The sequence below is a fragment of the Sphingobium sp. Ant17 genome (assembly GCF_000588875.1).
Lineage (GTDB): Bacteria > Pseudomonadota > Alphaproteobacteria > Sphingomonadales > Sphingomonadaceae > Sphingobium.
On record NZ_JEMV01000053.1, the window covers coordinates 19,194 to 32,186 of the forward strand.

Sequence of the window (12,993 nt, forward strand, 5' to 3'; positions counted from 1 at the left end):
TTGATGGAGGGGATAGGGGGCATGACGAGCTATTGCGGCGCGGCGCCTTTGCCGACCGAGTGGATCAGTCGCTGGAATTTTGACCCGCTGCTGTTGCTGGGCCTGATGCTGTGTGCGGCGTTTGCGTTGCGGACGAAGCATCCGCAAATCGCGATGGGCGGCGTCGCGGTGCTGGCCCTGGCATTTGTTTCCCCGCTCTGCGCGCTGAGCGTCGCCCTGTTCTCCGCCCGCGCGGTCCATCATATCCTGATCGTGGCGGTCGTTGCGCCGCTCTTCGCGCTGGCCTGGCCGTCTCGCCGCGCTCATGGCCTTGGCTTGCCGCTGCTCGTCTCTACCGTCACGCTGTGGCTGTGGCACGTGCCTTCGCTCTACGACCGAGCGCTGATCGACAGTGCGACCTATTGGGTCATGCAAGCGAGCCTGCTGGCCACCGCCCTTTGGTTCTGGCGCGCGCTTTTTGCCGCGCCCGCCGTGCCCGCGACGCTCGCGGCGATCTTTGCCATGGTGCAGATGGGGATGCTGGGTGCCTTGCTGACATTTGCGACGCAGCCGCTCTACCAGGCGCATGTCGGGACGACGCTGCCCTGGGGCATGGACCAACTGGTCGATCAGCAGCTTGCCGGCCTTATCATGTGGGCACCGGGCATAATCCCTTATGCCATCATCGCAGCATTGATCGGACGGCGCCTCTGGATGCGGGCGGGACTAGCCGCATGATCGTGGCGCTCAAGCTGCTGCACATTGCGGCCCTGTCGATCTGGTGCGCGGGGTTGATTGCCTTGCCCCTGCTGTTGGCCAAACATGATCATCACCATCAGCAGGCGGCCTTTTCGCGATTGCGGCTTCTGACGCACCGCGCTTTTATCGGCCTCGTCACGCCCGCAGCGGTCATAGCGATCGCGATGGGCACCGCGCTTATCTTCATGCGCGATGTTTTCGTGCCCTGGATGTTCGTCAAGCTGGTGTTGGTAGGGGTGCTGGTTCTACTCCATGCATGGATCGGCCATATTACCGTCAATATGGGAGAACGGCAGGGCAGCTATGACCCGCCCCGTGCCCGGTGGCTTCTCGCCCTATCCTTGACCGCCATGTGTGCCATCCTGGTTCTAGTGCTGGGCAAGCCGGTTTTGAGCGATAGGCTCGCCCCGTCCTGGCTGACAGAGCCGATGGATCAGCCTTTGCCGGTCGATGAGGTGCCGATGTGATAATCGAACACCAACTTGCCGCCATGCCAGCCCGTGATCGCCGTGAACCCCGCCGCGAAGGCGGAAAGCAGCAGGCCCCACGGCAGCACCGCATCCGCATAGCCGACACCGAGACGATAGCCCCAGTTCGCGCCCAGGATCGACAACAGCATCACCGCGATGACGAAATGGGTCCAACTCGCCGCGCGAGCCCGAATGCCCGGCACGAGCAACAGTTCGACCGTGCCCGACAGACCGGCGAGCAGGCCGAAGATGAACGCCATGCCGCTCGCCCACAAGGCGGCACGCGCCCAGAAGACATCGCCGGTCCACCAATAGAAGGCGTCGGCCCCCAAAGTGCACATCGTCAAAGCGATCGGAAAAGCGACCAGCATCGCGTGAATTGGGTGACCCGCGATCGCGATCTGCGATTCGGTGCGATGGAAGTGCGGCTGGGCCGAAATCGGATCGACCAGCGCATCGTCGGCTTGAGTGTCCTTGTCCATGGCCCTGCTGTGCACCGAATGGCGGCCACGATGCCAGCATTGATTGTCGGCGGCTGCGCTGGACCGTTATCGACACTGGATATCGCAGGTCCGGCCGCTGGCCATATCGCCACCCTATGGTGGGTCATGTTGGGGGGGGCGGCGCTACTGACGCTGTTGATGCTGACCTTGCTAGCGCTGGCCTTTCGCCGTCGTAACGGGGGGACAGGCAAGGCGAACAGCGGGCTGTGGCTTGGCGGGCTAGGCCTCGCCATGCCAAGCGTTATCCTGCTGGGGCTTCTGGCTATGCCCTGATGTTGGGTGAGCGCACCATTGCCCGCCCGGCCAGGAATGTCGTCGTGGTGGAGGCGACCGGGCACCAATGGTATTGGACCTTCCGCCATCCCGGTGCCGCCGGTGCGATCGCGACTCGCGATGTGTTGCACATTCCTGCTGGCCGACCGGTGGATGTGCGCATCGCCTCCGCCGATGTGATCCATAGTTTCTGGGTGCCGCGCCTGGGTGGCAAGATGGATGCGATCCCCGGCCTGGTGAACACGCTGCGGATAGAAGCAACCGATCCTGGCCTGTTCGAGGGGCAGTGCGCGGAATTTTGTGGCCTTCACCACACCAGCAACCGGTTCCGCGTGATGGCGCATGATGCGGCGGGCTGGGCGGCCTTCCAGCGTGGGGAAGAATGACATGAACACGCTGCACCGACATCGCGCACTGACGGCGATCTGGGGTACGCCGAAAGGCTGGCGTGGGACCATCAGTTCGGTCAATCACTCCGACATAGGCCGGCGATTCATCCTGGCCGCCTTCGCCTTTTTCGCGATCGGCGGCGTGCTGGCGATGCTCATCCGGGCACAACTGGCGACACCCGACAGCGCCTTTGTCGGCCCAGCGATCTACAACCAGCTCTTCACGATGCATGGCAGCATCATGATGTTCCTGTTCGCCATCCCGATGTTCGAAGGGTTGGCGCTCTACATGCTGCCCAAAATGCTCGGCAGCCGCGACATGGCCTTCCCGCGCCTGTCGGCCTATGGCTGGTGGTGTTATCTGTTTGGTGGCACCATCCTGATCGCGGCGCTGGCGTTCGGCGTTGCGCCCGATGGCGGCTGGTTCATGTACACGCCGCTTTCTTCCAAAGCCTATACGCCTGGCATCAATGCCGATGTCTGGCTGCTGGGCATCACCTTCGTCGAGATTTCGGCGGTTGCAGCGGCGATCGAGATCACGGTGTCGATCCTCAAACTGCGTGCGCCGGGCATGCGGCTCGACCGGATGCCGTTGTTCGCCTGGTATCTGCTGATCACCGCGGCATTTCCCCCTTTGATCCTGGGGTCGATCCTGCTCGAAGTCGAACGCGCGTTCGATTGGCCGTTTTTCGACGCGGCCCGTGGCGGCAGCGCGCTCTTGTGGCAGCATCTGTTCTGGCTGTTCGGCCATCCCGAAGTCTATATCATCTTTCTGCCTGCCGCCGGGGTCGTATCCACCGTGCTGCCGGTCATGGCCCGCGCCGAAATCCTTGGCTATGGCTGGATCGTCGCAGCATTGCTGGCGCTCGCCTTTTTGAGCTTCGGATTGTGGGTGCATCATATGTTCACCACCGGCATCCCGCATATGGCGCTCGGCTTCTTTTCGGCTGCGTCAGCGCTTGTGGCGGTGCCGACGGCGATCCAGATCTTCGCCTGGATCGGCACATTGTGGAGCGGTCGCCCCGAATGCAAGCTGCCCATGCTCTATCTGCTAGGCTTCTTCCTGGTCTTCGTGCTGGGTGGCATGACCGGGGTCATGCTGGCGATGGTGCCGTTCGACTGGCAGGCCCATGACAGCTATTTCGTCGTCGCCCATCTCCATTATGTGCTGGTGGGCGGGTTTATCTTCCCGATGCTGGCGGGGGCCTATTATTGGTTGCCGCATTTCACCGGTCGGGCGCGCGTGCCACGTTTGGGCGAAGCGGCCTTCTGGCTGATCCTGGTGGGCTTCAACATCACCTTCTTCCTGATGCATTTGACCGGATTGCTGGGCATGCCGCGCAGGATCTATTCCTACACCGACGACATGGGCTGGACCTGGCTCAACCTGCTATCGTCGGTGGGCAGCTTCATCATGGCGTTCGGCTTCGCGCTGTTCGCGATCGACGTGCTGCTCCAGATTTTCCTGGCCCGTCGCAGCCGTCGCAACCCATGGGGGGCGGGGACATTGGAATGGGCCATGCCGATCCCGGCGACCGCCTATAATATCGCCAGCCTGCCGCAGGTCGAGGGACGGGAGCCGCTTCGGGACGATCCCGAACTGGCGTTGAAACTGGCGCGCGGCGAGGGGTATCTGGCCGAAATCCGGCATGGCTGGCGCGAGACGATGGCGGTTGATACGACGAGCGGGGCGATCGACCATGTCATCATCCTGCCGGGCAATAGCCGCCTGCCGCTGATCACCGCCGTCGTGACCGGCGGCTTCTTCCTCTCCTTGCTGTCTGGCTATTATTGGTTTGCGCTCCTACCCCTGGCGGGGGTGACGGCACTGGCCTGGCGCTGGTTGTGGGTATTGGGTGCGCGATCCGACGTCGGTATGGTGTCGATCGGTTGCGGACAGACGGCCCCCATCCACCGGGAAGTGGGCGGGGCACCGGGTTGGTGGGGCAGTAGTCTGTTGCTGGTCGCAGACGGGACATTCTTCACGTCATTGGTGTTCGGCTATGCCTTCCTGTGGGTCATCGCACCGAACTGGCCACCGCCCGCGCAAATGGACGGGGGCGTTCTACCTGGTATGATCGCTGCCGTGGCGGCCTTGGGCGGCATCATCCTGGCGTATCGCGCGCATACCACGGTGAGGACTGGCGCCTTGGCGGCAGCCAAGCGGGTTGCGCTGTGGGCCGGTGGGGCGCAGGTCATCGTCATCGCGGCCTTGATTGCGATCGGCGTGACGGCTCTGCCGCTGCCGACCAGTCATGCCTATGCCGCGGCAAGCTGGGCGTTGATCATTTATGCAGGCTTCCACGCCTTTCTCGCCCTCTTTGGCGCGGCCTTTCTTCATGCGCGGATCGGTGCGGGCTATGTGTCCGTAGCGCGGTCGCAGGAAGCGACCATCGCCCAGATGTTCGCGGCCTATGCAGGTGCCGTGACGATCCTTGTTCTGTTATGCCTGTTCCTGCCAGAGGTGTTGGCATGACGATGCTGACGCGCGTGACCATCGGCCTGTGGCTTTGGGCCTTTGCGTTCATGATCCTCTATGCGCTGCACGGCATTGGCTGCGCGCTGCGGTGGGACGTCGTGCCGCTGCTGGGCGGAACGGTTTTCCGATGGACCATGGTCGTCACCTGGCTGTGCTTTGCTCTGGGGGGCGGTGCCGTAATCTTGTGGGCAAAGCGCGCGCCTGAAGGGCTTGAACGGCAATTGGCGATCACCTCTTCGATTGTCGGACTTGTCGGCATCCTGGTTGTCGGATCGCCAACCGCTTTGACATCGGCCTGTCTGTAAAGATCCAGAAGAGACCCTGGCCCTTGCCGTTTCGGCATTTGCCGCACTTTGCTCGATCGCGCATGATTGACGCGGCGCAGCATCGCGGTCACTCAGGGGGCGAAGAGGCTTTGGACAGATGCGAATCGTCATCATCGACGACAGCGGCCTGCGCGCGACGGTTCTTGAGGAAGGGCTGCGCGAAGCGGGCTATGACGATATTCATATCGTGCCACCGCGCGGCGCTTTCGTCGCGCGGCTCGAACGCATGGCACCTGACGTCGTGCTGATGGACCTGGGCAGCCCCAGCCGCGATACGCTCGAAGAAATGCTCATCGTCAGCCGGGCGCTGGCCAAGCCGATTGCGATGTTCGTGGACCAGTCGGACGATGCGATGATCGGCGCGGCGATCGATGCGGGCGTGTCGGCCTATGTCGTCGACGGATTGCGCAAGGAGCGGGTCAAGCCGGTGCTGGAGCTGGCGGTGCGGCGCTTCAACGCCTTTGCCAAGATGCAGAGCGAGTTGGACGAGGCCCGCACGGCGCTATCCGATCGCAAGGTCATCGACCGCGCCAAGTCGATCCTGATGAACCAGCGATCGCTGAGCGAGCAGGATGCCTATGCGCTGTTGCGGTCGGCGGCGATGAACCAGGGCAAGAAGATTGTGGAGGTGGCACAGGCGTTGATCACCGCCAGCGAGTTGTTGGGAGGGGGATTATGACGACGGGCCTGCGGATCGCCTTCCTGCCGCTGACCGATGCGGCCGTGTTGGTCGCGGCGCGCGAGCGGGGTTTTGCGGAAGCCGAGGGCATTGCGCTCGATCTGGTGCGGACCACCAGCTGGGCGACGCTGCGCGACCGGCTGGTCTATGGTCAGGTGCAGGCGGCGCATATGCTGGCCCCGCTGGCGGTTGCGGTGACGCTGGGGCTTAGCCAGCAGCCAGCGGCATTGGCTGCACCCTATAAGCTGAACGTCAACGGCAATATGCTGGTGATGGCGTGCGATTTCGCCAATGCGCTGGAACCCGATGTGGCGGCGCGCCTGGCCGATCCATTGGGGACGGCGCATGATTTCGCCGCCGCGATCGGGCTGTGGCGGCGCAAGCCGGTGATCGGTGTCGTCCATCGCTTTTCCAGCCATGCGATCATGCTGCGTTACTGGCTGGCGAGCGCGGGCGTGGACCCCGATCGCGACGTGGTGCTGCGTGTGCTGCCGCCCTCGCTGACGGTCGAGGCGATGCAGGCGGGCGAGATTGATGGCTTCATCGCGGGCGAACCCTGGGGCAGCGCAGCGGTCGAGGCGGGCCTGGCCGAAGCGGTAGCGATCGGCGAGCGCATCTGGCGGCGTGGCGTCGAGAAAGTATTGGCGTTTCGGGAGGTCTGGGCCGAGGAAAATCCCGAAACGGTCGATCGCCTGCTCCGCGCACTGGTACGGGCGGCGGCCTGGTGCGACGACCCGGCCAATCATGCCGATCTCGCAGGGTTGCTGGCGGCTCCCGTCTATGTCGATCAACCCGCTGATCTGATCGCGCGCGCCCTATCGGGGCAGATCGTCGCGCGGGCGGGCGAAGCGCCGATCGCCAGTCCCGATTTCATGCTGTTCGCGCGCGAGGCGACGCCCTTTCCGTGGCGCAGCCAGGCGCTGTGGATCTATTCGCAACTGGTGCGCTGGGGCATGGTCGATCATGATCCCGCGACGGTGGCGAAGGCAGGGGCGGTGTTCCGGCCCGACATCTTCCGCCGCGCGCTGGCCGACAGCGATGTGCCGATGCCGGGCGCGAGCATGAAGCTGGAGGGGGCGGTAGGCATGCCATTGGCGGTCGGATCGCGCCGGGGCGAATTGACGCTGGGGCCGGACCGATTCTTCGACGGGCGGGTGTTCGACCCCGAACGGATCGACGAATTTCTGGCGAGCTTTACGCCGCTGCGTTGAAAGCAGGCGCAAAATTGTGCCTTGCAACATGATGCGAATCGGGAGATAACATAGGCGTCGCGCGATGAAGCGCGCCTATATTCGGATGCGCTCTCCCAAGGACGGGACCGCCATCCCCATCCACATCGCAGCAAAGCCGCTGACCGGACTACGCCCTTCGTGCGTACGTCCGCCTGCGGCTTTTTTCGTGTCCATTTCCGTTTATTGGGGGACGTATCATGGCTACTGCTTATTGGGATCGCGACAAGGAGGGTGAACAGCCCGCCGCCGCGATCAGCTTCTGGAAGGCCGGCCACACGCCGACCCTCGTCGCCGCCTTTCTCTATTTCGACCTCGCCTTCATGGTGTGGGTGCTGCTCGGCCCGCTTGCGCCGATGATCGCACAGACATTGTCGCTGACCCCGGCCGAAAAAGGCTGATGGTCGCCACGCCGACGCTGATGGGCGCGCTGCTGCGCGTCGTGAACGGCCTGCTGGTCGACCGGATCGGGCCGAAAATGTCGGGTGCGATCAGCCAGTTGATCGTGATCGCCGGGCTATTCACGGCCTGGATGATGGGGGTCAGCAGCTTTGAAGGCACACTGGCACTGGGTGTCGTGCTGGGCTTTGCAGGGGCAAGTTTCGCAATCGCGCTGCCGCTGGCCAGCCGCTGGTATCCGCCAGAACATCAAGGCAAGGCGATGGGCCTGGCGGGCATGGGCAATTCGGGCACCGTGCTGGCGGCGCTTTTCGCACCAGGGCTGGCCAAATTATTCGGCTGGAACGCGGTGCTGGGCCTCGCCTGCATCCCGCTGACCATCGTGTTCGTCGTCTATATGATCATGGCGAAGGACGCGCCCAACGCGCCGCCGCCCAAGAAGATGATCGATTATTTCCAGCCGCTGAAACAGGCCGATGCCTGGTTGCTGATGGCCTTCTATGCCGTGACGTTCGGCGGTTTCGTCGGCCTGGCCGCCAGCCTGCCGATCTACTTCACCGATCAGTTCGGGCTGACCCCGGTCATGGCGGGCTATTGCACCGCAGGATGCGTATTCGCTGGATCGCTGGTTCGCCCGATCGGCGGGGCGCTCGCTGACAAGATCGGCGGCGTGAAGACGCTGATGATCGTCTATCTGATCGCCGCGATCGCGCTGGCAGGGGTCGCCTTTGCCACGACGCTGGTGACGGCATTGGGCCTCTTCGTCCTGGCGATGCTGGCGCTGGGCACGGGCAATGGATCGGTGTTCCAGTTGGTGCCGCAACGGTTCCAGGCGGAAATCGGCGTGATGACCGGGCTTGTCGGCATGGCGGGTGGCATTGGCGGCTTCTACCTCGCCAGTTCGCTCGGCTTTGCCAAGCAGTTGACCGGCAGCTTTTCGGCCGGGTTCCTGATCTTCGCGGGCCTCGCCGTCATCGCCTTCATCGGCGTCGCGCTGGTCAAGGCGCGGTGGCGCGCGACCTGGACCAGTGGCGCGCGCATCTGACTTTGGAGGGGCGGGGGCGGACCTTCACAGCAAGGCCGCCCCCCAATCGTTATCGCTAAACTCCTCCCCTACGAGGGGAGGACCGTAGCGAAGTCCGAGGGGGACAGATTTCCATGCACTATATATTCGCAACGGCGGCCTCTCTGGCCGTCGCAGGGACCGCTTGTGCCCAGGAAGTGACGCTCAAACCGATCGCCGAAGCGCGGTTGCGCTATGAACAGGCGGATCAAGCGGGGCTGGCGACCGAGACATCCGACGCGCTGACCATCCGGGCGCGGGCTGGGCTGTCGGCCAGCAGCGGTGGCTTTTCGGCGATGGTCGTGGGGCAGGGGACGCTGGCCGCCATCGATGACTATTATGACGGGCTGAACGGGGCCGCGACCCGGCCGATCATCGCCGACCCGGAGAATATCGCGCTCTATATCGCCCAGCTTCAATATAAGACCAAGGCGGTGACGCTGACCGGCGGGCGGCAGAAAATCATGCTGGATGACGAGCGGTTCGTCGGCAATGTCGCCTTTCGCGACAATGGCCAGACGTTCGATGCCGTGCGCGCCGAACTGACCCCGGCCAAGGGGCTGAAGCTCGACCTCTCCTATGTGTGGAGCGTGCGGACGATCTGGGGCTTTCAGGGGCGTGGGCCGCGGCAGCAGGCGGTGGGTGGTGACACGATCCTCGCCAACCTGTCCTATGCCACGCCGGTCGGCGCGCTGACGGGCTTTGCCTATCTGGTCGATCAGGATGAGGCGGCGATGCAGGGCTATCGGCTGTCGAGCCAGACCTATGGCGTGCGGCTGGCGGGCGCGCGGCCTTTGTCCAAGGCGGCGAAGCTCAGCTATCAGCTCAGCTATGCGCGCCAGTCGGACTATCACCGCAATCCAAACAGCTATAGCGCGGACTATTGGTCGGCGGACCTGACACTGGATGTGAAGGGGTGGAAGCTGAATGCGGGCTATGAGGTGCTGGGCGCGAGCAGCGGCGCGGCGCTGACGAGTTTCCAGACGCCACTTGGCACCAATTTCAAGTTTCAGGGCTGGGCCGACAAATTCCTGACAACGCCCGCCAATGGCATTCGCGACCTCTATGTCGGCGGCGGCTATGGCTGGAAACAGGTGGGGCCGCTGAGTGGCGTGTCGGTGCAGGCGGTGTGGCATCGATTCGACAGCGATCGGCTCGACCAGCATTATGGCGATGAGATCAACCTGATCGCTTCGGCGAAGGTTAAGAAGACCGCGCTGTCGGTCCGCTATGCCCGTTACGATGCCAAGACGATGGCGACCGACACGCAGAAATTATGGGTTCAGGCCGACTGGGCCTATTGATCGGGCCATGAACAGGAATCGCTTGAGGCATCGGGCGATTCTGTTATGGTGCAGTGCAAGAGGACAAAGCTGTCCTTCCAACCATAGCCGAAGCGATCCAGGGACGGATCGACTAGGCGCATATGATGGCAAAGCCGCCATCCTGACTTCCGGTTCTAACCGGGGGTCAGGATGGCGGCTTTTTTGTTTTCTGGAGTCAAGAATATGGAATTTCAGATCGGAACGGAGCCGATGACGGGCAGCGAGGAGACCATTCTTGTCCCTGCCGATGATGCGCGCGAACATCTGGTCGTGATCGGCAACGGCATGGCCGGGTGCCGCGCGGTCGAGGAACTGCTGGCGCGCGATGCGGGACGCTATCGCGTCACCATCTTCGGCGCGGAACCGCATGTAAATTATAACCGCATCATGCTGTCGCCGGTGCTGGCGGGCGAAAAGACGTTCGATGAGATCATCATCAACGACCGCGCCTGGTATGCGGACAATCGCATTGACCTGATCGTCGCCGATCCGGTCGTGGCGATCGACCGGACGGCCAAGAACGTCACCAGCCAGTCGGGCCGCACCGTCGCCTATGACAAGCTGTTGATCGCGACCGGCTCCGACCCGTTCATCATCCCGGTGCCGGGCAAGGATCTGCCGGGGGTCATCAGCTTTCGCGACATGAAGGATGTCGATGCGATGCTGGACGCCGCCAATCGGGGCGGGGACGCGGTGGTGATCGGTGGCGGGCTGCTGGGGCTGGAAGCGGCGCATGGCCTGACGCTGCGCGGCATGAAGGTCACGGTGCTGCACATCATGCCGACGCTGATGGAACGGCAACTGGACGAGGCGGCCGGCTGGCTGCTCAAGAGCGCGCTCGAAGCGCGCGGCCAGACGATATTGACCGGGGCCGACACGGCGGAAATCTGCGGCGATGGCAAGGTCGAGGGCGTGCGGTTGAAGGACGGCACGCTGATCCCCGCCAGCCTGGTGGTGATGGCGGTGGGCATCCGCCCCTGCGTCGCGCTGGCACGGGCGGCGGGGCTGGACATCGGGCGCGGGATCAAGGTGGACGACCATATGGTCACCAGCGACCCGGACGTGCTGGCGGTCGGCGAATGCGTCGAACATGACGGCAATGTCTATGGCCTGGTCGCGCCGCTGTGGGACATGTGCCGCAGCCTGGCCGATGGCCTGACGGATCGGCATACAGGCTATAAGGGCAGCGTCACATCCACCAAGCTGAAAGTCGCCGGGTTGGACGTCTTTTCCGCCGGTGACTTTTCGGGCGGCGAGGGGTGCGAGGACATCGTTCTGCGCGATGCGTCGCGCGGGGTGTATAAACGAGTCGTGGTGAAGGAGGATCGCGTCATCGGCGCGGTGCTCTATGGCGATACCGCCGATGGCGGCTGGTATTTCGATTTGCTCAAGCGCGGCGAAAATGTTGCCGACATTCGCGACCTGCTGATCTTTGGCCAAGCCTTCGCCTCTGGAGGGGGCGCGCTGGACCCTAAGGCGGCCGTTGCAGCGCTCTCGGACGATGCCGAGATTTGCGGCTGCAACGGCGTCAGCAAGGGCCAGGTCGTCGCCTGCATCAACGCAGGCGCATGCAGCCTTGACGCGGTGCGGGCCGGGTGCAAGGCATCGGCCAGTTGCGGTTCCTGCACCGGATTGGTGGAAAATATCCTGGCGTTGACGCTGGGGGAGGATGTCCAGTCCGGGCCGAAGACGATGTGCAAATGTACCAGTTTCGGCCATGACGATGTGCGGCGCGAAATCGTGGCGCAGGCCATGACGTCGATCCCCGAAGTGATGCAGAAGCTGCATTGGTCGACGCCCGACGGCTGTTCTTCCTGCCGTCCCGCGCTCAACTATTATCTGCTCTGCGCGCTGCCCGGTGCCTATGTCGATGACCAGCAGAGCCGCTTCGTCAATGAACGGATGCACGCCAATATCCAGAAGGACGGCACCTATTCGGTGGTGCCGCGCATGTGGGGCGGGCTGACCAACCCGCGTGAATTGCGCGCGATCGCCGACGTGGTTGAAAAGTTCAACGCGCCGATGGTCAAGGTCACTGGCGGCCAGCGGCTCGATATTTTCGGGATCAAGAAAGAGGATCTGCCCGCCGTCTGGGCGGACCTGAATGCGGCGGGGATGGTGTCGGGCCATGCCTATGGCAAGTCGCTGCGCACGGTGAAGACCTGTGTCGGGTCCGAATGGTGCCGCTTTGGTACGCAGGACAGCACGGGCCTGGGCGTCAAGGCCGAGCGGATGACCTGGGGCTCGTGGATGCCGCACAAGTTCAAGATCGCGGTGTCGGGCTGCCCGCGCAATTGCGCGGAAGCCACGATCAAGGATTTCGGCATCGTGTGCGTCGATAGCGGCTATGAACTGCATGTCGGCGGCAATGGCGGCATCCATGTCCGCGTCACCGACCTGTTGTGCAAGGTGGCGACCGAGCAGGAGGCGCTCGACCATATCGCCGCCTTCACCCAGCTCTATCGCGAAGAAGCCCGCTATCTGGAACGCACCGCGCCGTGGATCGAGCGGGTCGGGGTCGACTATGTGAAGGCGCGCATCGTCGAGGATGAGGCAGGCCGCGAAGCGCTGCGCGCGCGCTTCCTTTTCTCGCAGCAGTTTATGCAGGACGATCCCTGGGCGGAGCGGGCTGCGGGCCAGCATGCCGAACTGCATCAGCATATCGCGCAAGTGCGCCCGTTGGAGACCGTATGATGACCGGAGACTGGCTCGATATCGGTTCGGTGGATCAGATCACGCCGGGCAATGCCCGCACCCTGCCAGTGCTGGGCGGCGAGGAGATCGCGATCTTCCGCACGACCAGCGGCGATTTCCATGCGCTCGTCAATCGCTGCCCGCACAAACATGGGCCGCTCAGCCAAGGGATCGTCCATGGCGGGGTCGTCACCTGCCCGCTGCACAATTGGAACATCTCGCTCAAGACTGGCGAGGCGCTGGGTGAGGATAAGGGATGCGTGCCGGTGATCCCGCTCAAGGTCGATGCCGGGCGCATCTTCCTGCTGCGCGATGCCGTCATTGGGAAGCGCGCGGCGTGAAGGTCGAACTGAAATCACCCCTCCCCTTCAGGGGAGGGGCCGGGGGTGGGGGCTATCGTCTTGGCCTGATGCTTGGGGGCACGCA

12 protein-coding genes and 1 pseudogene are annotated in these 12,993 nt (G+C 63.6%); 12 read left to right on the forward strand and 1 reads right to left on the reverse strand.

Features of this window, described 5'->3' with window-relative positions:
- The first annotated feature begins 21 nt into the window (after positions 1–21).
- On the forward strand, positions 22–717 hold the full coding sequence (locus tag BF95_RS18860; RefSeq protein WP_235209864.1) for a cytochrome c oxidase assembly protein: 696 nt from the start codon (positions 22–24) through the stop codon (positions 715–717).
- Positions 714–1,205: a CopD family protein gene (locus BF95_RS18865; RefSeq protein ID WP_043153461.1), complete on the forward strand. Its 492-nt coding sequence runs from the start codon at positions 714–716 to the stop codon at positions 1,203–1,205. The genes BF95_RS18860 and BF95_RS18865 overlap by 4 nt, the downstream gene beginning before the upstream one ends.
- Here BF95_RS18865 and BF95_RS18870 read toward each other — a convergent pair.
- Complete coding sequence (locus BF95_RS18870; RefSeq protein ID WP_043153463.1) at positions 1,172–1,690, reverse strand: DUF2231 domain-containing protein; 519 nt, start codon at positions 1,688–1,690, stop codon at positions 1,172–1,174. The genes BF95_RS18865 and BF95_RS18870 overlap by 34 nt on opposite strands.
- Before the next feature lie 30 nt (positions 1,691–1,720).
- Between BF95_RS18870 and BF95_RS28385 the strand changes: the two genes are divergently transcribed.
- The 10 genes and pseudogenes from BF95_RS28385 to nirD all read left to right on the forward strand — a co-directional run bounded on the left by BF95_RS28385 (position 1,721) and on the right by nirD (position 12,908).
- Positions 1,721–1,984, forward strand: a complete 264-nt coding sequence (locus tag BF95_RS28385; protein ID WP_200867009.1) for a hypothetical protein — start codon at positions 1,721–1,723, stop codon at positions 1,982–1,984.
- Positions 1,984–2,370, forward strand: coding sequence for a cytochrome c oxidase subunit II (locus tag BF95_RS28390; protein WP_200867010.1), 387 nt, complete (start codon positions 1,984–1,986; stop codon positions 2,368–2,370). Before BF95_RS28385 ends, BF95_RS28390 begins: the two co-directional genes overlap by 1 nt.
- A 1-nt stretch (position 2,371) precedes the next feature.
- Entirely contained in the window at positions 2,372–4,849 is a 2,478-nt protein-coding gene (ctaD, locus tag BF95_RS18880) for a cytochrome c oxidase subunit I (protein ID WP_043153465.1), read from the forward strand.
- Positions 4,846–5,157 (forward strand): hypothetical protein, encoded by a 312-nt coding sequence (locus BF95_RS18885; protein ID WP_152542837.1) that lies wholly within the window; start codon positions 4,846–4,848, stop codon positions 5,155–5,157. Before ctaD ends, BF95_RS18885 begins: the two co-directional genes overlap by 4 nt.
- A gap of 118 nt (positions 5,158–5,275) precedes the next feature.
- A complete protein-coding gene (locus tag BF95_RS18890; RefSeq protein ID WP_043153470.1) occupies positions 5,276–5,857 on the forward strand; it encodes an ANTAR domain-containing response regulator in 582 nt (193 codons plus the stop codon).
- The gene (locus tag BF95_RS18895; protein WP_043153472.1) at positions 5,854–7,068 is read left to right on the forward strand and encodes a CmpA/NrtA family ABC transporter substrate-binding protein; all 1,215 of its coding nucleotides are present in this window, start codon (positions 5,854–5,856) and stop codon (positions 7,066–7,068) included. The genes BF95_RS18890 and BF95_RS18895 overlap by 4 nt, the downstream gene beginning before the upstream one ends.
- 218 nt (positions 7,069–7,286) lie before the next feature.
- Positions 7,287–8,530, forward strand: a pseudogene (locus tag BF95_RS18900) (nitrate/nitrite transporter).
- A gap of 113 nt (positions 8,531–8,643) precedes the next feature.
- Entirely contained in the window at positions 8,644–9,852 is a 1,209-nt protein-coding gene (locus BF95_RS18905; protein WP_043153474.1) for a hypothetical protein, read from the forward strand.
- Between the two features lie 204 nt (positions 9,853–10,056).
- The gene (gene nirB, locus BF95_RS18910; RefSeq protein ID WP_043153479.1) at positions 10,057–12,567 is read left to right on the forward strand and encodes a nitrite reductase large subunit NirB; all 2,511 of its coding nucleotides are present in this window, start codon (positions 10,057–10,059) and stop codon (positions 12,565–12,567) included.
- The gene (nirD, locus tag BF95_RS18915; protein ID WP_037477883.1) at positions 12,567–12,908 is read left to right on the forward strand and encodes a nitrite reductase small subunit NirD; all 342 of its coding nucleotides are present in this window, start codon (positions 12,567–12,569) and stop codon (positions 12,906–12,908) included. The genes nirB and nirD overlap by 1 nt, the downstream gene beginning before the upstream one ends.
- The last annotated feature ends 85 nt before the right edge of the window (positions 12,909–12,993 follow it).